The following is a 21,441-nucleotide window of genomic DNA, read 5'->3' on the forward strand; positions in this document are numbered from 1 at the left end:
TTTACAGGCAGATGTCCTTTTGAAGAACTCTGGATAGATGCGGCTTTTATTTCTTGTAGCTTTTTTGCAGGACTTCCTTGAGCTTGCCGACAACTTCAGGCGACGGGATATCTTTTCTTTCTGTCAGGATGTAGGCGAAATGCTCTGCCAGAATCTCTTCCGGATTGAGGATGTAATTGGTGTTTTTCCCTACCTGATCGTAGAAATCGCTTGCCTGTCCGATGCTGTATACAACGGTTTTTCCGTCCTGCTGTATCGGAGTGAAGCGCTCGTTGAGAGGAATCAGACCCACCTCCATATAGTCGGACAATGTCTTCCCGGCATTTGCCTGATACGGAGAGTTGGCATAGAGCATCATTGTGCAGTTCTGCTGTATTCCGTTGACCGTTAATTTGATGTAGCTGTCATAACGGTTGACGTCGGGGTTGGATATCCTTTTTTCGATGATGTCCGTTGGAAACAGGATTTCACGGTTCATGACAGAGAATCCGATGGTTTCGTATGCAGCTTTCTTGAAATCCAGACTGTTCCGTGTCAGGATGTGGAAGATTTCGTGCGCAATCAGGTAAGTCAGATTGGCATCGTCCAGTTCGTTTAGCGGCTTTTCGCCTATGGCTATCCAATTATTGCGTGTGTATGCGCTGGCGTTTCCCTCCTCCTTCATGGTTGTCTTGATGAAAACCAGCTCTTTCGGGAAATCAAGCACGATCTTCTGTTTCTTTATTTCCGCATCGAGCGTTTTGATGCTTTTTGATATGCGTTCTTTGTCCTTGTCGCTCCAGTTCAATGTCTGGTTCATGGCAAAGGCCAGCAGTTTGGATTTTCTTCCCTGGTCTGTATTCAGGCGCACGTTGATGTCAAACTGATTCCATCCGCTTGTATATTCGTCTATATCTGTTATCAGCATTTGCGCTTCAGCCCGGGTTGCAAAGCGAAAAGGTATGGGAGCAGTCTTTTGTGCAAATGCGGTCATGGCCGCGAAGCAGAAAGCTATGGTGAACAATGTTTTCAGTTTCATAATAGTGTCTTGTTTTATGGTGTCATTTTCTTTCAGTCTGTAAATATAGGACATTATTTTTTCTTTTTCTAATTTCTTTGAAAGAAAATGCTTGCGGAGTGTTTGTCGGAGAGTGTTTTCATCGTACAGAAAAAGCCATGCGGAAAATGATTCCCGGCATGGCTTTTATGGTGTTGCTTTCTGATGTCCCGCTGTCGGGCTTATTCGTTTTCCTTGTCTTTCAGTTCGTTGAAAATCAGTCCTTCCAGCTCGTCTGCCAATTCAGGATTGTCCTGGATGCACTGTTTGGCGGCATCGCGTCCTTGTCCCAGTTTAGTGTCGTTGTAGCTGTACCATGAACCGCTTTTCTTGATGATTCCCAGTTCGGCTCCCAGGTCGATGATTTCTCCGCTGCGGGAAATACCTTCACCGAACATGATGTCAAATTCGGCTTTGCGGAAAGGAGGAGCCACTTTGTTCTTCACTACTTTTACGCGCACTTGATTGCCGATAACTTCATCTCCGTCTTTCAATTGCGAGGTGCGGCGGATATCAAGACGCACGGAAGCGTAAAACTTTAGCGCGTTTCCTCCGGTGGTCGTTTCGGGATTGCCGAACATGACACCTATCTTTTCACGCAATTGGTTGATGAAGATGCACGTCGTGTTTGTCTTGCTGATGGCGGAAGTCAGCTTCCGGAGAGCCTGTGACATCAGGCGCGCCTGAAGCCCTACCTTGTTGTCCCCCATATCGCCTTCGATTTCGGCTTTGGGAGTCAGCGCAGCCACCGAGTCTATAACGATGATGTCGATGGCAGATGAGCGTATCAGCTGTTCGGCGATTTCGAGCGCCTGTTCGCCGTTGTCCGGCTGAGAAATCCAGAGGTTGTCGATGTCCACACCCAGTTTGGCGGCATAGAAGCGGTCGAACGCATGTTCCGCGTCAATGAAGGCCGCTATGCCTCCCGTCTTTTGCGCTTCAGCGATCGCATGGATGGCCAATGTTGTTTTACCGGAGGATTCCGGTCCGTAGATTTCGATTATGCGGCCTCGCGGATAGCCTCCTACACCCAATGCCGCATTCAGCGCGATGGATCCGGTGGGAATCACTTCCACTTCCTGCACGTGGTCGTCGCCCATTTTCATTATCGATCCTTTTCCGAAGTTCTTCTCAATTTTGTCCATGGCCGCCTGAAGTGCCTTCAGCTTTTCGCTGTTATCCGGTTTTGAAGGTTTTTCTACGCCCCCCTCAAATTCAAGTTCGTCTTTCTTTCCCATAATGCTATTTCAGTATTTGTGCGGCATGGTCTTTTGTCTTCACTTCTTTGGGCGAAATGATGCGCTCGATGATGCCGTCTTCATTAATAATAAATGTTGTGCGGAATGTACCCATGTATTTGCGTCCGTACATGCTTTTTTCGCCCCATGCGCCGAACTCTTCGGTCAGTTTATGCTCTGTGTCTGCGATGAGCGTGAAGGGAAGCTGGTTCTTTTCGATGAATTTCTGGTGCGATTTTGCATCGTTGATGCTTACTCCGATCACCTCATAGCCGGCTTTGCGCAGTTCGTCATAATTGTCGCGGAGGTTGCAGGCCTGTGCCGTACACCCCGAAGTCATGTCTTTCGGATAAAAATAGAGCACAATCTTTTTTCCTTTATAGTTGCTCAAGTGTATTTCTTCCCCCTTCTCGTTCATTCCGAGAATTTCGGGTGCTTTATCTCCTATGTTCACGATAAAAAAGTTGATAATGGATAATTGACAGTTAAAAAGCGGGGTGATGATCTCACCCCTTGTTTCGTATTACAGTTCCAGGTCACCGTCGAACACTTCATGCCACGGCAGACCGTTCTTGTTCAGTTCTTCCATAAACGGATCCGGATCGAACTCTTCCACATTCCATACGCCCGGACGTTTCCAGAGTCCCTTCAGGAACATCATTGCACCGATCATGGCCGGAACTCCGGTCGTGTAGCTTACTCCTTGCATGCCGGTTTCCTTGTATGCAGCCTGATGCGAGCAGTTGTTGTATACATAGTAGGTGCGCTCTTTGCCGTCCTTGATACCGCGGATGCGGCAGCCGATGGATGTTTCGCCTTCGTAGTTTTCACCCAGATCCTGCGGGTTGGGCAATACGGCTTTCAGGAACTGCAGCGGAACGATTTCCATGCCGTTGTAGTTTATTGGCTCGATGCTTGCCATGCCGATATCCTGAATGACACGCAGGTGAGTCAGGTATTCTTGTCCGAAAGTCATCCAGAAGCGTGCGCGCTTGATGGTGGGGAAGTTTTTCACCAGCGATTCCAGCTCTTCGTGGTAAAGCAGGTAAGAATCGCGCGGGCCGATGTTCGGGTAAGTCAGCGGCTTGTGGAACTCCAGCGGCCGGGTGGTAACCCATTGCCCGTTTTCATAATAGCGTCCGTTCTGAGTGATTTCGCGGATATTGATTTCCGGATTGAAGTTTGTGGCAAATGCCTTGTGGTGATTTCCCGCATTGCAGTCCACAATGTCCAGATATTGTATTTCGTCGAAGTGATGTTTTGCTGCATAAGCTGTGTATACGCCGCTCACTCCCGGATCGAATCCGCAGCCTAGAATGGCAGTAAGTCCGGCATCTTCGAACCGTTTTTTGTAGGCCCATTGCCAGCTGTATTCGAAATGAGCCACGTCTTTCGGTTCATAGTTGGCGGTGTCCAGGTAGTTTACTCCGCTTTTCAGACATGCCTCCATGATGGTAAGATCCTGATAAGGCAGAGCTACGTTAATAACGATTTCGGGTTTGAAACTGTTGAATAAAGCCACCAGTTCGTCTACGTTGTCCGCGTCTACTTTGGCTGTTTTGATGGCAGGGTTACCGATTGCCTTCACAATCGCGTCACATTTTGATTGGGTGCGGCTGGCAATCATGATTTCGGTGAAAACTTCAGGATGCTGAGCCACTTTGTGTGCAACAACGGTACCTACACCGCCTGCACCGATGATCAATACTTTACTCATTCTTTTGTGTTAGATTTTATGCCCGGTAAACGTTACCGTTCAATATGCAAAGATAACAAATAATTCCAAACCGCTGTGCAGTATTCAGAATATATCCGTATTTTTGCATATGAACAATCATTAAAAGGGAAATGTTCCTTTAATTTAAATTCTGAAGATTATGAAGAAAATAATGTTATGTGCGGCTGCTTTCGCAGTATTGTGTATGGTAAGTTGCGGAACCAGCAAAAAAACCGTTTCGGTTATGGACTTTTCAGGAGAATGGAATATCGTGAGTGTAAAGGGAGAAGCCGTAGACGCGGAAGAAGCTCCTTACATCGGCTTTGACCAGAAAACGGGCCGGGTGTACGGACATGCCGGATGCAACAGACTGATGGGAGCATATCATGTGGATTCGCTGAAGGCTGGGAAGATGAATTTCAGTCAAGTGGCTGCAACGCGGATGATGTGTCCCGACATGACGCTGGAGCAGAATGTGCTGGAAGCACTGGGCAATGTGGCCGGATTTTCGCATACGGGGGATACGGTTGAGCTTAAGGATGCCGGAGGAAAAGCTGTGATGACGTTGCAGAAGCGCGTGAAGCCGGCGGTGACACTGGACGACTTGGCAGGCAGATGGGTTATTTCAAGTATAGGTCAGATGGCTGTAGGTGAAGTGGAACGTACTCCCGAACTCAACTTTGACCTGGAAGCTAAGCGTGTAAACGGCAATGCCAGCTGCAATGTTATCAACGGAAGCTTTTCGCAAGAAGAGGGAAAGCCCGTTTCGCTGCGCTTTTCGCAGATGATTTCTACCATGATGGCATGTCCGAACATGGACACAGAGCAAAGCATTCTGCAGGCTTTGGATAAAGTGCGCGCCTTTGACCGCGGCGAAGAAGAAGGCACGCTGGTGCTGCTGGACGGAAACGGGTATCCGGTTCTGACGCTTGAGCATGCGCAGGGCGAGCCGGCAAAATGAAAACCGGAGCATTGTGCATCATGGTTGAAATAAAAGTGTTATCTTTGAGCGACGTATAAAATCAATTCATTATGACTAAAAAAATACTTTTGCTGGGATCCGGAGAGTTGGGCAAGGAGTTTGTAATAGCCGCCAAACGTCTGGGACAATACGTGATTGCGTGCGATTCGTATGAAAACGCGCCTGCCATGCAGGTGGCCGATGCATGTGAAGTCTTCAGTATGCTGGACGGAGAAGCGCTGGACCGTGTGGTCGCCAAATACCGCCCTGACATCATTGTTCCTGAGATTGAGGCTATCCGCACCGAACGCCTTTACCATCTGGAAAAGGAAGGCATTCAGGTGGTGCCGAGTGCGCGTGCCGTAAACTATACGATGAACCGCAAGGCAATCCGTGATCTGGCAGCCAAAGAACTGGGACTGAAAACTGCCCGCTACTTCTATGCCACTTCATTTGAAGAACTGAAAGAAGCCGCTGAAAAAATCGGCTATCCGTGTGTCATCAAGCCGTTGATGTCATCGTCAGGAAAAGGCCAGTCGGTTGCGAAGGGGCCTGAAGACTTGCAGTATTCCTGGGACTACGGATGCCATGGAAGCCGTGGGGATATCAAAGAACTGATCGTGGAGGAATTCATTCAATTCGACAGTGAGATAACTTTGCTTACCGTTACCCAGAAAAACGGGCCTACGTTGTTTTGTCCTCCCATCGGACATGTGCAGAAAGGGGGCGACTACCGCGAAAGCTTCCAGCCGGCACGCATCGCTCCGGAGCATCTGGCCGAAGCGCAGCGCATGGCTGCCAAAGTGACAGAGGCACTGACCGGTTACGGACTGTGGGGCGTTGAGTTTTTCCTGAGCCATGAGAACGGTGTGTATTTTTCCGAATTGTCTCCTCGCCCGCACGACACAGGTATGGTGACGCTTGCGAATACGCAGAACCTCAATGAGTTTGAACTGCACCTTTATGCGGTTTTGGGCTTGCCTATTCCGGGCATTGCGTTGGAGCATATCGGAGCCAGTGCGGTGATTCTTTCGCCTATATCAAGTAAAGATGCTCCCCGGTATAAGGGAGAAGAGCTGGTTTGCTCTCAGCCCGGCACCTATTTGCGTATATTCGGCAAACCGTCTACGCGTTTGAACCGCCGTATGGGTGTCGTTGTATGCTATGATAAGGTAGGAAGCGAGCTCGATGCTTTGCGAGGCAAATGCAAGTCGCTGGCTGCAAAAGTGGAAGTGTATTGATAATCAATATATTGAATTTTGATTCAGATTCATGCGGATTTGCCGTATCCGTATGAATCTGTTTTTTTGCATTTTGTATGCATTTCTTGATATAAATCATGAAAAGCGGACAAATGCATGCTTTTTGCTGTTTCTCCAAGTCATTGTATTGATCAGGGGGTTATATTTGCAACGCAAAACCAAACTAAACAACAAATGACAGAAAACAAAACGGTTAAGTATCATATTCCCCAACAGGGAATATACATGTACGCTCGTATGCGTGACGGAAAAACTGGAATGATTGTACTGAACAGTACAGACCACGAACAGATTCTCTCTGCTGAGTACTACAAGCCTCTGACCAAGGATTCCAAAATGGGTAAAGAGCTGTCTACTGGAAAGATGATTGACTTCTCCCAGAACCTGACGCTTTCCCCGCGCAAATCATTGATTATTGAATTTTAAGGAGAAAATTGTCTGTAAGTATTTTAAAGGCGTAGATGTGGCAAGCTTCTGCGCCTTATTTTGTATGTCTGCCAGACGGAATCTTCATGTTGGGCATCTGTTGTGGATAAAACGGCTGGAGATATAGCGACGATGCGCATGTGTATCTGAAAGTCTGGGAAAAATACAATATCTGGACAACAGGCTGGAAGCATGCGGCGCCTTGAGTGGCAGGCATGTCTATGAAGAAACATTCATTTGGGCTGTTGGCGTGCATCTTTCAGCCTTCTGCAAACTTTATCTCTAGTCTGGAGATTTGTATCTCTAGGCTAGAGATATATATTTTCAGTTTAAAGATATATGTCTTCAGGCTGAAGACAGAGGGATTGATTGCCTTTTTTTGTTTGCATGATAGGGAAGAATCATTATCTTTGTAAAAGTCAATGCCTATGAGGATGAATAAATTTTGGAAAATAAGTCTGCTGTTTTTGGGATGCTTCCTTTCCGTAAAGGCTGAATCTTCAGACAGGGAAGTGCCGGTTCCGACACGGGCGCAGGTTGTTTGGCAGGATGCTGAACTGGTGGCGGTTTTTCATTATGATTTGCATGTGTTTGATACGGCAAAATACGTGCAGACGCAAAACCGCATTACTCCGATAAGCGATGTGAATATATTTAATCCGGAGAAACTGGACACAGACCAGTGGATAAAGGCAGCGCGGGAAATGGGCGCGAAAATTGCCATTCTGACCGCTACGCACGAAACCGGTTTTGCGCTGTATCAGTCGGACGTGAATCCCTATTGCCTGAAGGCGGTGAGATGGCGCGAAGGAAAAGGGGATATCGTGCGGGATTTTGTGCGTTCGTGCCGCAAGTATGGCGTTCTTCCGGGCGTATATATCGGTATCCGCTGGAACTCTTTTCTAGGGGTGCATGACTTTCTTATGCCTCAGGACGGAACGGATTTTCAGCGCAACCGTCAGGAGTTCTACAACCGTATGTGTGAAGGGATGACCCGGGAACTGATGTCCCGTTATGGAGATCTGGCGATTGTATGGTATGACGGAGGAAGTCATGGGCCGGAACTGGGCGGACCGGACATATTGCCTGTCGTAGAAAAATACCAGAAGAATATAATCTTTTACCACAACACGCAGCGGGCGGATATCCGCTGGGGCGGTTCGGAAACGGGAACTGTTCCTTATCCATGCTGGGGCACCTATCCGTTTCCTTATTCGCATGCAAAGAATCAGAACTGTATATTCAAAGACAACAACCGTCTTTTGAAGACAGGTGATCCTGAGGGAAAGCATTATATGCCGGCGATGTCAGACACGCCTTTGCGCGGCTACAACGGACGGCACGAATGGTTTTGGGAGCCGGGAGATGAGGCTCACATTTATCCTTTGGAAGATTTGCAGCGGATGTATGAGCAGTCGGTGGGCCATAACTCCACATTGATTATAGGACTTACACCGGATAACCGGGGATTGCTTCCGGATGCGGATGTCCGGAGAATCAGGGAGTTCGGACAGTGGATAAAAGAAACATACGGCATGCCGCTAAAGGCTGTTTCGGGAAAAAGTGATATGTTGGAAATGGCATTTGATGAGGCACAGCAGATAACGCGCATTGTCTTGCAGGAAGATATCCGCCAGGGCGAACGTGTCCGTGCATATGAAATAGAGGGATTGACTTCAGACGGCTGGAAGGTTCTGGCTTCGGGTACGTGCATCGGGCATAAACGCATTGAACGTTTCGATCCTGTGTCGCTCCATGCTTTGCGGCTGAAGGTGTTGGATAGCGAGAAGACGCCGCTTATCCGTACATTTGCAGCGTATCGTTAATGTTGACGGCAAAGGCACGGATACGCAATTGAAGATGCTGGTCTGTCGTTGCGTATCCGTGCCTTCGCCGTCAAGGTTTCATGCCTTTGAGAGAAGGGGCATCAGCTTTTCGGAATGATTTCAAAAAACTCGGCCTGGCCTTCTATCTGAATCATTGTTGCCTCCGGAACAAGGCTGATGTGTGCAAAAGCCGTACTGATGGAAGTTTCTGCGAGCACAGATCCGTCCGCTTTCAGTTGCTTGAGCGTAATCTTTCCGGGGAGCTGGTTCATCAGCAGTGTATAGCTTTTCGTTCCTTCCGGGATGCCGAATGCAAATGTGTCTTTATTCTTGAACGAAGTGTCCAGGCATTTGTCGAAAGCGTAGAGCACCTGTTCAGGCTGTGCTGCTCTGATGGAAAATCCGATATTTTCCAGGCGGGGCGGATTTACTTCAAACGAACGGACGGAAGCGTAATTCCTTCGTCCGGAGTCAAGACGTCTGATGCGTACATAGCGTGCCTTGACGGTATCTCCTTTCCATGCGATGACATACTGCTGTTTCATATCGGGAATGAGTGCTGTCCATTGTCTGCCGTTTGCGGAACATTCCAGCACTGCATGGTCAAAATAGTCTACATCATTTACCGAATTCCTTCCCTGAAGGATCGAAACCTCGTTTACATCCCTGACACTGCCTAAATCCACTCCAATCCAGTCGCCGGCTTTTTGTCCGGAAGCGGAAGAGTAGTAAGTGGTAGAATCATTGTCGAACATAAGTCTGGTCAGTGCAGTAGCTGAATTGGCAAAAGAACTGATTCCTTTATGCAGCATGGGTTTCTGTCCCAGTATTTTTTCAAGGAAGCCATCTCCCATGTCGTTCATGGCACATTCATAGAAAGGCTGGAGTTTCATCGTTCCGCTTTTGTGTGCGTTGTATGCTTTACGGGCATCAGCACTCATCAGATTCTGCGTATATTTGTTCCAGAAAGCAGCGTTGTCTTCACCCGAACGGTAAAGTTTCATCAGTTCCAGAGCTCGTTCTCCCCGGACAGCCAGTTTGCCGAATTCTTCAAGCCATGGACGAAGTTCGTTGGCCAATTGCTTGTTGGCACATCCTTTTTCTATTTCTGCAGGAGCTTCTGCAGCCTTTTTGAACTCTGTCAATAAGGCATCGGCCTGTTCATCGGTGTAATCTTTCAGGCGGAAAGTCTTTGTTTCCCAGGATTCATCGCGCCGGTATCCAATTTCCGTGTCGGTAGAATGGATGGCAAAGGTACGGTAGGCTTCCGTTGCTTCCGGCATCAGTTCGGCCAGACCGCGTTCCCAGCTGTCCATCGGATTGTAGGCTGCTACATTCCAGGCATAGTCTGCAACGCCGTATAATGCCAGTTTGGAAGCTTCTCCATGTTCCATCGGGTTGCTTACGATTCCGCACAAGTCTTGGTTTGTCAGCGATGTGTCCAGTCCGTATGCAGGGCCTTGCATGATGATGTGTCGGGCATAATCCGTTACGGGAAAGTTCCACCAATAATAGCCGGGGCGTTTGATGCGCGTATTGAGCCATTCCATTGTTTCTTTCGTCAGGTCGCTGCATACGGCATCTCCTGTCCAAAATACATTGGTCGAAGGATCCAGGGTTTTGCCATAGATGGCCAGGCTTCCTTGAGGAGTCGGATTCGCCCAAAGTTTGGAATAGTCGGTGGGGCAGACAGTCAGCGGTGTTACATCTCCCTTTGCCTTTACGAAATCCTTGTCCAGGCGGTTGAGAAGATCCGTTTGTTTCTCCGGATTCGTACCTTCTCCTGAGATGTCATCAAAGAAGATCGCGAATGAGCGCACTCCCAGGTCGTACATCCAATTGAATTTGTTTATCAGATTCTGATAATCTTCTTCATTCCATTTGATGTCTTGTCCCGGGTGGATTGCCCACACAAAATTTACGCGGTTGCGCCGGCAGTTATCCACCAGTTCCTTGATGTTCCGGGCTTCTTCTTCCGGATACGGCAGACGCCAGTTCGGACAACTGTGGTAGGGATCGTCTTTCGGGCCGTACAGGTAAGTATTCATCTTGAACTTCCCATAAAAATCAATCAGCGACAAGCGTACTTTGTGCGACCAGGGTGTTCCGTAGAAACCTTCTACTACACCTCGCCAGGGCAGGTCCGGATAGTCGTTGATGAGGGCATAAGGCAGTTTTCCGTTCTTGCAGGCAGGGCTTTCTAGCAATTGGCGGAGTGTTTGGATGCCGTAGAAAGCTCCTTGTTCATCATAGCCTGTGATGGAGATGCCCTTTTTGCCGATGTCCAGATGATAGGCTCCGGAAATGGCTTTTACATTTTTCTTGCGGGCTGCTTTTTCACCGAAGTCAATGGTCAGTTTCACTCCGTTGGAAGCAAGTCTGGTGAACTGGAGGTCATTGGCAAATTTCTTTTGCTTGTCTTTCAATGCGAAGCCTGGTGTAATGTCTAGAAGATTGCCTCTGTCGAGCGTTATCTGATGGGGTGTCGGACTGATGACAATGCCTTGATGGTCTGTCTTTTTACCCGGAACAGGTAAGATGTTCTGCGCTTCCGAACGTTGGGATGAAAGGTCAAAGTCGGTTTCCTGTGCGGATAAGTTACCGCATATTAATGCTCCAGCAACCCATGCCGCAAGCCATTTCTTGTTGTTGCTCATAAAGTTTGTTGTCTAATTAGGAACTTTTATTGTTGAGTAAGAAGGTTAATCAAAGGTTTTAATGTGGTACCGGTTTTGCCGGGATTCTATACATTCTCCGTATAGTCCCGGCAATTGTGTCCTTGAAGCGTCCTGTCAGTCAATCACTGTTACCCATCCGTACGGATCCGGCTCGTCGCCGTATTGGATGGCGCGCAGTTTGTGGTACAGTTTTTCGCTGATAGGTCCCGGTTTTCCGTCTTTCGCGATGACGTACGACTTCTGGTTCTCCAGATCATCGATGCGTTCGATCGGGCTGATAACGGCTGCTGTTCCGCAGGCTCCGGCTTCTTCGAATGTTGTCAGCTCTTCTTCCGGAATCGGGCGGCGTTCAACTTTCAGACCCATATCTTCAGCCAACTGCATCAGACTCCGGTTGGTGATTGACGGAAGGATGGAAGTTGAAAGCGGCGTGATGTAGGTGTTGTTCTTGATTCCGAAGAAATTGGCGGCGCCGCATTCGTCGATGTATTTCTTTTCCTTTGCGTCCAGGTAAAATTCGCTGGCATATCCGGCATCATGAGCCATCTTGTTGGCGCGGAGGCTTGCCGCATAGTTTCCTCCCACCTTGAAGGTTCCGGTTCCCAATGGGGCCGCACGGTCGTATTGGCGGATAATGACATAGGGGTTGGTTGCGAAGCCGCCTTTGAAGTACGGGCCTACAGGAGTGACAAATACCACGAACAAGTATTCTTTGGCAGGATGAACGCCGACTTGAGCGCCTGTACCGATGAGCAGCGGACGGATGTAGAGCGAGGCGCCGCTTTCGTACGGCGGAATGAAGCGTTCGTTGGCTTTCACCACCTTCTTTACGGCTTCGCAGAACATTTCAGTCGGAAACTCAGGCATCAGAATCCCGCGGCAAGTGCTTTGCAGGCGTTCGGCATTTGCTTCCGGGCGGAAGATGCGGATTTTGCCGTCTTTCCCGCGGTAAGCCTTCAGACCTTCAAATGCTTCCTGTCCATAGTGGAGGCAAGTAGCGGCCATATGGATGTTCAGCGTTTCTTCTGAGCAAAGTTCCAGTTCTCCCCATTTCCCGTCGCGATAATAGCATCGCACGTTGTAATCTGTCTTCATGTAGCCGAATGACAGATTCGACCAGTCAATTTCTTTCATTGTTATTTGAATTTTAAGTGTTTTCCTTTTTTGTGCGAAAGCAAAAGTACATTATTTTTTACATAAAACAATGTTTGTCCGTCGTTTTTTTGACATTTCATCATTCCGGCTTGTCAAAAGAAACACGGTACCATCGCGTTTGTGAAAACTCGATGATACCGTGCAGCATTGTTCCTTTATTCATTCTCCTGAAAAGGAGAACGGGAGATTCATTTCTTTATTTGCGCTTCAACCCATTTTCGTGCGTTCACGAATGCTTCCATCCACGGAGTGATCTGGTCTTCATGGATACGTCCGGCGGGATAGCAGGCATTGTTCCAGGGGAAACATGCACGTTCCAGATGAGGCATCATTGCCAGATGGCGTCCGTCCTGGCTGGCGATACCTGCCACACTGTAGTCTGATCCGTTCGGATTGCCCGGATACTCGTCGTAAGAGTATTTCAGTACGACATTGTAGTGGTCTTCCGGATAAGGGAGTGAGAATTTGCCTTCTCCATGGGCAACCCATATGCCCAGTTTTGAGCCGCTTAACGAACCGAACATTACGCTGCGGTTCATCGGAACAGTCACACCGAGGAATGCTGATTCGAACTTGTGTGAATCATTATGCAGCATTTTGCCTTTCTTCTCGTCTTCCGGAGTTATCAGCCCCAGTTCCATCATCAGCTGGCATCCGTTGCATACGCCCAATGACAAGGTGTCTTTGCGTGCATAGAACTTGTCGAGCGCAGCTTTTGCTTTCGGATTGAACAGGAAGCTTCCTGCCCATCCCTTGGCAGATCCTAAGACATCGGAATTGGAGAAACCTCCGCAGAATACAATCATGTTGATGTCTTCCAGCGTTTCGCGTCCGCTGACGAGGTCGGTCATCGTAACATCCTTTACGTCAAAGCCGGCCAGATAGAGCATATAAGCCATTTCGCGCTCGCCGTTTGTTCCTTTTTCACGGATGATGGCTGCCTTTATTCCGCTTGGAGTGCGGCGGTCGGGATTCAGTCCGAACTGCGACAGCTTGCCGGTAAAGCTCGGGTCGAAAGCGAATTCAAGCGGCTGCTTCTTGTAGTTTTCAAAGCGTTTCTTTGCGCAGCCGTTCATGCTTTGCTTGCGGTCGAGCAGGTAGGAGGATGAGTACCATACATCGCGCAGATAATCGATTCCGAACTGATAAGTGGCATCTTCGTGTGAAACGAGGATGTGACGTTCTTCGCTCGGCACACCTAATTTGATATATCCTACTCCGGCCTCTTCCAGAATCTTCTTCACTTCATGCTTGTGCTTGTCGGCCACCTGAATTACGATACCCGGGTTTTCTGCAAATAGGATTTTCACGATGTCATCGCACTTGAACTTGTTGAGGTTGATTTCCATACCTCCGTCCATGTTGGCGAAGCACATTTCGAGCAGCGTTGTGATGAGTCCTCCGGCTGAAATGTCGTGTCCCGCCAGAATCAGGCCTGCATTCACCAGTTTCTGAACCGCCATGAAAGCGTCGCGGAAGTATTCCGGGCTCTGTACAGTCGGCACGTCATCGCCTACCTTATTGAGGGATTGCGCAAAGGCCGAGCCTCCCAGGCGCAGCTGGTCGAAACTGAAGTCGATATGATAGAATGTAGTTTTCGGATTGTTTACCATTACCGGAGAAACGACTTTCCTGATGTCGGAAACCTCGCCTCCAGCTGATACGATAACAGTTCCCGGGCTGATGATCTTTTCTCCGTCCGGATATTTCTGGGTCATTGACAGCGAGTCTTTTCCTGTCGGCACGTTGATTTGAAGCGCACAGCAGAAATCCGACAAAGCCTTGACTGCCGTATACAGGCGTGCGTCTTCGCCTTCCTGCGAACGGCAAGGCCACATCCAGTTGGCTGAAAGCGACAGGCTGTTCATTCCGTCGGCAAGCGGAGCCCAAACGATGTTGGTAAGCGCTTCGGAAACAGCCAATACGGAACCGGCTGCCGGGTTGGCGAGAGCAGCCTGAGGAGCATGTCCGAGTGCTGTGGCGATACCTTTTTCTCCGCGATAGTCGAGAGCCACGACACCGCAGTCGCTCAACGGCAACTGGAGCTCTCCCTGGCATTGCTGGCGTGCGATTTTTCCGGTGACTGAGCGGTCTACCTTGTTGGTGAGCCAGTCTTTGCAGGCTACAGCTTCCAGCTGAAGGACACGGTTCAGATATTCGTCCAGTTTGGATGCTTCGTAAGTGACGTTTTCATAATGGCGTTCTACTGTTTTGTCCACCATGTATGTTTTCGGCGAAGAGCCGAACATCTGGTCAACCGCCAGGTCAAACGGACGTACGCCGTCGGCTTGTTCAAAGGCAAAGCGGTGGTCGCCTGTCGTTTCGCCTACCACGTACATCGGAGCACGTTCGCGTTCGGCAATCTTCTGCACGTGTTCGATGGATTTCTCTTCAATCAGCAGTCCCATGCGTTCCTGCGATTCGTTGGCGATGATTTCCTTTGCCGACAATGTTTCGTCGCCGATCGGCAGTTTGTCCATGTGGATCAGACCGCCGCAGTCTTCCACCAGCTCCGACAAGCAGTTTACGTGTCCAGCCGAGCCGTGGTCGTGGATCGAAACAATCGGATTCTGGTCTTCTTCACATAAAGCGCGTACCACGTTGTATGCGCGTTTTTGCATTTCCGCATTTGCACGCTGTACGGCGTTCAGCTCGATGCCGGAAGAATAGCGTCCTGTGTCAACCGACGATACGGAGCCTCCTCCCAGGCCAATGCGGTAGTTGTCGCCGCCCAGCACTACGATTTCATCGCCGGCTTCGGGAGTCCCTTTCAGGCAATCACGTTTTGTGCCGTAGCCTACGCCTCCTGCCAGCATGATTACTTTGTCGTAAGCATATTTTTCTCCGTTTTCCTGATGTTCGAATGTCAGTACTGAACCGCAGATCAGCGGCTGTCCGAATTTGTTTCCGAAGTCAGACGCTCCGTTCGATGCTTTGATGAGAATCTGTTCTGGGGTTTGGTACAGCCATTTGCGTACGGGCAGGATGTTTTCCCATTCGCGGTCTTCTTCGGTGCGCGGATAAGAAGTCATGTAGACAGCCGTACCGGCAATCGGCCATGATCCCTTGCCTCCTCCCATGCGGTCGCGGATTTCTCCTCCTGTACCTGTGGAAGCACCGTTGAACGGTTCTACAGTTGTCGGGAAGTTATGTGTTTCGGCTTTGAGCGAGATAACGGTTTTGATATCTTTTATGATGAAGTAGTCGGAAGTGGAATGATCTTTCGGAGCAAACTGTTCTACAACGGGTCCTTCTGCAAAAGCCACATTATCCTTATAAGCGGAAATGATCTTGTTCGGGTTTTCCTTGGTTGTTTTCTTTATCATCTGGAAGAGCGATGATTCCATTTCCTTTCCGTCAATAATGAACGTTCCGCCGAATATTTTATGGCGGCAATGTTCGGAATTGATTTGAGCGAACCCGAAAACTTCCGAGTCGGTCAGCCTGCGTCCCAAATCTTGTTCAACCTTCTTCAGATAGTCCATTTCCTCTTTCGAGAGTGCCAGACCTTCCTTTTCGTTGTATTCTTCGAGGTTGTCGATATATACAATGGGTTGAGGCTTGATGTTTATGGTGAATATATTCTGGTCGAGCCCATGATACATGCGTTGCAGCATCGGGTCATGGTCTGCGTTTTCATCTTTCACAGGAAAATATTCTTCGATACGGCGTATGCCGCTGAGTCCCATATTCTGCGTGATCTCTACAGCGTTGGTACTCCATGGAGTAATCATTTCGCGCCGAGGGCCTACAAACCAGCCTTTCAGGTTCTCTTCGCTTTCCGTGGCAGCGTCACCGTAGAGCCAGCATAATTTTTTGATGTCTTCAGAGTTCAGTTCCTGACTGCATTCCGTTGCAATCACGCTTTGGGATGGTGTTCTGAAAAATAGAATCATAGCACTTTTATAATTAAAATGAATTATCAAAGAAATTTATGTGCAAAGGTACATAATTAGCTGGAATAAAACGAAGAATTTTATCAAAATGCGGTCTGCGGCATTAAAATTCCGGCGGTGTTCGGAGAGGAAGATGGCGGCTGTACGGCTTTGTCTGTTTTTCTTTTCACTCCGTTTGCCGTTTCCGGAACGTTTTGGGATTTGTTTGTTCTGATGTTTAGATGAATATGCCTTCCTTTTTTTGAATGGCATCTGATAGTTTGTAACAAAACTTTCCGTATCTTTGCCCTAATATAATTTGTGAGCAGAGATATGCAGACGAGTGACAGCATTGTGATTATTCCTACCTATAATGAAAAGGAAAATATAGAAAATATTATCAGGGCAGTGTTCGGACTGGAGAAGTGTTTTCATATTCTGGTTATAGAAGACAATTCGCCAGACGGTACAGCCGGCATTGTACGCAGGTTGCAGGCAGAGTTTCCTGCGCGGCTTTTTATGATTGAACGGAAAGGCAAGCTAGGATTGGGCACGGCATATATTACCGGCTTCAAGTGGGCCATTCAGCATCACTATGACTATGTGTTTGAAATGGATGCCGACTTCAGTCACAATCCGAATGACCTGCCGCGCCTTTATAAAGCCTGTCACGATGAAGGGGCGGATGTTTCGATAGGTTCCCGTTATGTCAGCGGGGTGAATGTCGTGAATTGGCCCATGGGACGGGTACTTATGTCGTATTTTGCATCAAAATACGTGAGATTCATCACGAGGCTGCCCATTCACGATACCACGGCCGGATTTGTGTGTTACCGCAGGCAGGTGCTTGAAACAATCCGTCTTGACTGCATCCGTTTCAAGGGGTATGCCTTCCAGATAGAAATGAAATTTACGGCATATAAATGCGGATTCCAGATTACGGAGGTGCCGGTGATTTTCATTAACCGTGAGTTGGGCACTTCAAAAATGAACAGCAGCATCTTTGGTGAGGCGGTATTCGGTGTCATTCAGCTCAAATGGGACAGCTGGTTCAAAAAATATCCGAAAAAACAGTAAAAACGGACAATTATGAAACGTACTTTGATACATCATGCAACGATTGTAAACGAAGGAACCCGCTTCGCCGGTTCGGTCGTAATAGAAGGAGAGAAGATAAAGGAAGTGCTTCGAGGGGACACTTGTCCGTCGGTTCCGTGCGATGAGGCAATAGATGCGCATGGCGCATTTCTCATTCCGGGAGTAATTGATGACCACGTACACTTTCGTGATCCCGGACTGACGCATAAGGCTGATATGGCTACGGAAACGGCTGCCGCTGCTGCTGGAGGCGTGACTTCATTTATGGATATGCCCAACTGCAATCCGCAGACCACTACGCTTGAAGCGTTGGAAAACAAGTTCGCGGATGCGGAAAAGAAATGTGTGGTGAACTATTCTTTTTATTTTGGAGCTACAAACAGCAATGCGGATTTGTTGAAGCAGCTTGACAGAAGCCGTGTGTGCGGGGTGAAGCTTTTCATGGGGGCAAGCACGGGAAATATGCTGGTGGATCGTATGGAAACATTGCGCCGGATTTTTTCGGAAGCAGGCATGCTGATTGCCACACATTGTGAGGACCAGAACGTCATTCGCAGGAATACGGAAATCTTCAAGGAAAAATACGGTGACGATCCTGACATTTCCTGCCATCCGCTTATTCGGAGCGAAGAGGCTTGTTGGGCATCGTCGTCACTGGCCGTCCGTCTTGCTGAAGAAACGGGAGCCCGGCTGCATATCCTTCATGTGAGTACAGCCCGCGAACTGGAGCTGTTTGAAGATAAGCCGCTCCGTGAAAAACGCATCACGGCTGAGGCGTGTGTGTCGCATCTGTTTTTCTGCGATGAAGACTACAAGGTGTTGGGAACGCGCATCAAATGCAATCCGAGCATTAAGACGCGGCAGGACCGTGATGCCTTGCGTGCTGCTTTGCGGACAAACCGTATTGATGTCATCGGCACGGATCATGCTCCTCATTTGTTGAGCGAGAAGCAGGGGGGAGCGTTGAAAGCTGTATCGGGTATGCCTACTTTGCAATTCTCGCTGGTGAGCGTTTGCGAACTTGTGCGTGAAGGGGTGATCAGTATGGAGCAGCTGGTTCAGAAGATGTGTCATGCGCCGGCCGAACTGTTCCAGATCAAAGGGCGCGGATATATTCGTCCGGGATATCAGGCAGACCTTGTTCTGCTGAATCCGGATTGTGAATGGACGGTTACGCCGGAATGCATTGAAAGCAGATGCGGATGGAGTCCGATGGAGGGACGTATTTTCCATTCAAAGGTGGAAAAGACCATAGTTAATGGCAGTCTGGTTTACTCTGACGGACGGGTAGACAAATCGCACCGGGGCCAGGCTTTGTTTTTTGAACGTTAACACATGATTTTGTATGCAGACAGGAATCACAACGGTTACTTATCGGGTTCATGAGTTGGTTGAATACATCAATTGGATTTATTTTTTTCATGCGTGGGGATTCCAACCGCGTTTTGCAACCATTGCGGATATCCATGGATGTGATGCTTGCCGCGCAGGATGGTTGGCTTCCTTCCAGACAAATGACCGTCAGAAGGCTTCCGAGGCTATGCAGTTGCATAAAGAAGCGATGCGGATGCTATGGTCTCTTGATGAAGAATTCCGTGTTTATGCTGTGTATAAACTGATGGATGCCAATTCGGATGGGGATAATTTGCTGCTGGACGGAACTGTGTTCCCGTTGCTCCGTCAGCAGACTCGCATCGCTCCGGACAATCCGTTTCTTTGTTTGAGTGATTTTGTCCGTCCGCTTTCGTCGGGCATCTGTGATACTGTGGGAGGATTTGCAACAACGGTTGATCCGACTATGGAGGAGCTTTATCAGAACGATGACTTCAAATGCCTGCTTGTAAAGACATTGGCCGAACGTCTGGCTGAGGCCGCAGCCGAGAGGACACATGAACTGGTCCGTAAGGAAGTGTGGGGATACGCAAAAGATGAGAACTTGACGATAAAGCAGTTGCTGAGGGAAGATTATCAGGGAATCCGTCCGGCGGTAGGCTATCCTTCCTTGCCAGACATTTCTGTGAGCTTTCTGCTCGACCGGCTGATTGACATGAAACGTATCGGTATCCGCTTGACTGAAAACGGGATGATGTATCCTCACGCTTCGGTTTGCGGACTGATGTTTGCTCACCCTGCTTCAAAGTACTTTTCTGTAGGAAAAATCGGTCTGGACCAGTTGCAGGACTATGCCCTTCGCAGAGGTATGTCTGTAGAAGATATGAAGAAATACCTGGCGGCTAATTTGCAAAATTGAAAATAGAGTAACGATGATGATATTGCTGAGAGTTTTAATTCTTTTTCTGGTTCTTCTGCTGTTGCCTGACTGGTATATCTACCGTTCATATATACGCAGGTTGAAGAACAATAAGATGAGGCGGCTGTACTGGCTTCCTTCCGTTGTCCTTCTGGCGGGTCTGTTAGTCTTTATAGCCGCAGGCGAAGCTTTGCATGGCTGTTTGGGCATTTACCTTGTCGTCGCTTTGTGTCTGTCTGTTCCAAAAGCTGTATTTGCTCTTCTCAGTTTGTTCTTGAAAGGTGCAGGGCGGTTGTTCCGGATTCAGATTCCGCATGGATGGATTTCCTCATTTGCTGCGTTTGCCACGTTTGCATATGTTCTTTTCGGGGCGGTTGAGGGAAAAGAGTTTTTTCAGGTAAAGGAAGTAGAGTTTGTTTCTCCTGATTTGCCTGAAGCCTTTGACGGTTACCGCATTCTGCAACTTTCAGACATTCACTCGGGCAGTTGGAAAGGAAACGGAGAGGCCATTCGTCGGGCCGTAGAGATTTGCAATCAGCAAAAAGCGGATGTGATTGTCTTTACGGGGGATTTGGTGAACAGCCGTGCAAGTGAACTTCCGGAGTTTATGCCGTTGCTTTCTGATCTGAAAGCGGACGACGGAGTTTTTTCTATCGTCGGGAATCATGATTATGGCACTTATGTGCATTGGAATTCAGACGCAGAGCGTGCAGCCAATTTTCAGAAGCTTATAGCTGAAGAAAAGCAGATGGGATGGGATGTGCTTTTGAACGAGCACCGCATTTTGCGCCGCGGCAATGATTCGATTGCGCTTGTAGGAGTAGAGAACAGCGGAAATCCTCCTTTTCCGGATTATGCGGATCTGCCGCGTGCCTTGAAAGGAACAGAAGGTTTGTTCAAGGTGCTTCTTAGCCATGACCCGACGCATTGGAGGCGCAGCGTACTGCCCGAAACAGACATTCAGCTGATGCTGTCGGGGCATACTCATGATATGCAGGTGAGCGTGTTTGGCTTTTCTGCCTCTCAGTTTGTTTATCCGGAACACCGCGGCATGTATCTTGAGGAAGGACGCGGACTTTATGTCAATGTTGGGTTAGGGTTTGTGCTCTTTCCTTTCCGCCTCGGATCGTGGCCCGAAATCACTGTAATAACTTTAAGAAGATAACATCAAAATAAAAATAATTATGAGAATCTTATACATCATTTATCAAATTTGTATCGGGCTTCCCATCTTTCTGGTCCTTACGTTGCTGACGGCTCTTACCACGATGCTGGGATGCTGGTTGGGCGACGGTCATTTCTGGGGATATTATCCCGGTAAAATATGGTCGCAGTTGACGTGTTGGGTATTTTTGCTTCCCGTGAAGGTGGAAGGGCACGAGCATATTGACCACAATACTTCTTATGTATTTGTCGCCAATCATCAGGGGGCTTTTGATATTTTTCTGATTTACGGATTTTTAGGAAGAAATTTCAAATGGATGATGAAGCAGAGTCTGCGCAATATTCCGCTTGTGGGAAAGGCATGCCAGTCGGCTGGATTCATTTTCGTAGACCGTTCCAGTCCGCGTCAGATATACAGAACGATCAAATATGCGGAGCGTATTTTGCAAGGCGGTACCTCGCTGGTTGTATTTCCGGAAGGGCGGCGCACGTTTACCGGTCAAATGAATCCTTTTAAGAAAGGTGCATTTTTTCTGGCCGATCAGCTCCAGCTTCCGGTTGTTCCGATGACGATCAGCGGTTCGTTCGATATTTTGCCCCGTACCGGCAAGCTTCTGCATTGGCATCCGCTGAAGCTGACAATCCACAAGCCTATTTATCCGGTGGGAAAAGGAGATGAAAATCTGAACATGTTGATGGAGAAGTCGCGCGAGATGATAGCAGGCGGCTTTTCGGAATAATTGGTCGCTTTCAT

The 21,441-nt window shown here is 48.5% G+C and carries 15 protein-coding genes and 1 pseudogene; 9 read left to right on the top strand and 7 right to left on the bottom strand.

Annotated elements, in window-relative coordinates; genetic code table 11:
- Positions 1-46: 46 nt before the first annotated feature.
- From NW212_RS13930 to NW212_RS13945, 4 genes are all read right to left on the bottom strand, one after another.
- Positions 47-1,018: a hypothetical protein gene (locus NW212_RS13930; RefSeq protein WP_258339236.1), complete on the bottom strand. Its 972-nt coding sequence runs from the start codon at positions 1,016-1,018 to the stop codon at positions 47-49.
- A gap of 200 nt (positions 1,019-1,218) precedes the next feature.
- A complete protein-coding gene (recA, locus tag NW212_RS13935) occupies positions 1,219-2,274 on the bottom strand; it encodes a recombinase RecA (RefSeq protein ID WP_258339237.1) in 1,056 nt (351 codons plus the stop codon).
- A 4-nt stretch (positions 2,275-2,278) separates the two neighbouring features.
- A complete protein-coding gene (bcp, locus tag NW212_RS13940; RefSeq protein WP_258339238.1) occupies positions 2,279-2,728 on the bottom strand; it encodes a thioredoxin-dependent thiol peroxidase in 450 nt (149 codons plus the stop codon).
- A gap of 69 nt (positions 2,729-2,797) precedes the next feature.
- Complete coding sequence (locus NW212_RS13945; RefSeq protein ID WP_258339239.1) at positions 2,798-3,991, bottom strand: saccharopine dehydrogenase family protein; 1,194 nt, start codon at positions 3,989-3,991, stop codon at positions 2,798-2,800.
- A gap of 244 nt (positions 3,992-4,235) precedes the next feature.
- On the opposite strand from NW212_RS13945, the gene NW212_RS13950 reads away from it, so the two are divergent.
- The 4 genes from NW212_RS13950 to NW212_RS13965 all read left to right on the top strand — a co-directional run bounded on the left by NW212_RS13950 (position 4,236) and on the right by NW212_RS13965 (position 8,466).
- Positions 4,236-4,952, top strand: coding sequence for an META domain-containing protein (locus tag NW212_RS13950; protein ID WP_258339240.1), 717 nt, complete (start codon positions 4,236-4,238; stop codon positions 4,950-4,952).
- Positions 4,953-5,023: 71 nt separating this feature from the next.
- Positions 5,024-6,193, top strand: a complete 1,170-nt coding sequence (purT, locus tag NW212_RS13955; RefSeq protein ID WP_258339241.1) for a formate-dependent phosphoribosylglycinamide formyltransferase — start codon at positions 5,024-5,026, stop codon at positions 6,191-6,193.
- A gap of 195 nt (positions 6,194-6,388) precedes the next feature.
- Positions 6,389-6,640 (top strand): cyclomaltodextrinase C-terminal domain-containing protein, encoded by a 252-nt coding sequence (locus tag NW212_RS13960; protein WP_258339242.1) that lies wholly within the window; start codon positions 6,389-6,391, stop codon positions 6,638-6,640.
- A gap of 434 nt (positions 6,641-7,074) precedes the next feature.
- Positions 7,075-8,466 carry an alpha-L-fucosidase gene (locus NW212_RS13965; RefSeq protein ID WP_258339249.1) on the top strand — a complete coding sequence of 464 codons (1,392 nt, stop codon included), beginning with the start codon at positions 7,075-7,077 and terminating at the stop codon, positions 8,464-8,466.
- Positions 8,467-8,567: 101 nt separating this feature from the next.
- Here the strand turns inward: NW212_RS13965 and NW212_RS13970 are convergent, their stop codons facing one another.
- From NW212_RS13970 to purL, 3 genes and pseudogenes are all read right to left on the bottom strand, one after another.
- A complete protein-coding gene (locus NW212_RS13970; protein ID WP_258339243.1) occupies positions 8,568-11,123 on the bottom strand; it encodes a beta-N-acetylglucosaminidase domain-containing protein in 2,556 nt (851 codons plus the stop codon).
- Positions 11,124-11,258: 135 nt separating this feature from the next.
- A pseudogene (locus NW212_RS13975) lies at positions 11,259-12,299 on the bottom strand (branched-chain amino acid aminotransferase); the annotation flags it as partial.
- Positions 12,300-12,487: 188 nt separating this feature from the next.
- Positions 12,488-16,195, bottom strand: coding sequence for a phosphoribosylformylglycinamidine synthase (gene purL, locus NW212_RS13980; RefSeq protein ID WP_258339244.1), 3,708 nt, complete (start codon positions 16,193-16,195; stop codon positions 12,488-12,490).
- Between the two features lie 312 nt (positions 16,196-16,507).
- Between purL and NW212_RS13985 the strand changes: the two genes are divergently transcribed.
- From NW212_RS13985 to NW212_RS14005, 5 genes are read left to right on the top strand one after another with little or no spacing between them, the layout of a single operon-like run.
- Complete coding sequence (locus tag NW212_RS13985) at positions 16,508-17,251, top strand: polyprenol monophosphomannose synthase (RefSeq protein ID WP_258339245.1); 744 nt, start codon at positions 16,508-16,510, stop codon at positions 17,249-17,251.
- 12 nt (positions 17,252-17,263) lie between these two features.
- Positions 17,264-18,604 (top strand): dihydroorotase, encoded by a 1,341-nt coding sequence (locus NW212_RS13990; protein WP_258339246.1) that lies wholly within the window; start codon positions 17,264-17,266, stop codon positions 18,602-18,604.
- A gap of 13 nt (positions 18,605-18,617) precedes the next feature.
- Complete coding sequence (locus NW212_RS13995; RefSeq protein WP_258339247.1) at positions 18,618-19,523, top strand: vitamin B12 dependent-methionine synthase activation domain-containing protein; 906 nt, start codon at positions 18,618-18,620, stop codon at positions 19,521-19,523.
- A 16-nt stretch (positions 19,524-19,539) separates the two neighbouring features.
- Complete coding sequence (locus tag NW212_RS14000; RefSeq protein WP_258339250.1) at positions 19,540-20,688, top strand: metallophosphoesterase; 1,149 nt, start codon at positions 19,540-19,542, stop codon at positions 20,686-20,688.
- A gap of 19 nt (positions 20,689-20,707) precedes the next feature.
- Positions 20,708-21,427, top strand: a complete 720-nt coding sequence (locus tag NW212_RS14005; RefSeq protein WP_258339248.1) for a 1-acyl-sn-glycerol-3-phosphate acyltransferase — start codon at positions 20,708-20,710, stop codon at positions 21,425-21,427.
- Positions 21,428-21,441: the final 14 nt, after the last annotated feature.

The sequence above is a fragment of the Bacteroides sp. ET225 genome (assembly GCF_024733745.1).
Taxonomy (GTDB): Bacteria; Bacteroidota; Bacteroidia; order Bacteroidales; family Bacteroidaceae; genus Phocaeicola; species Phocaeicola excrementipullorum.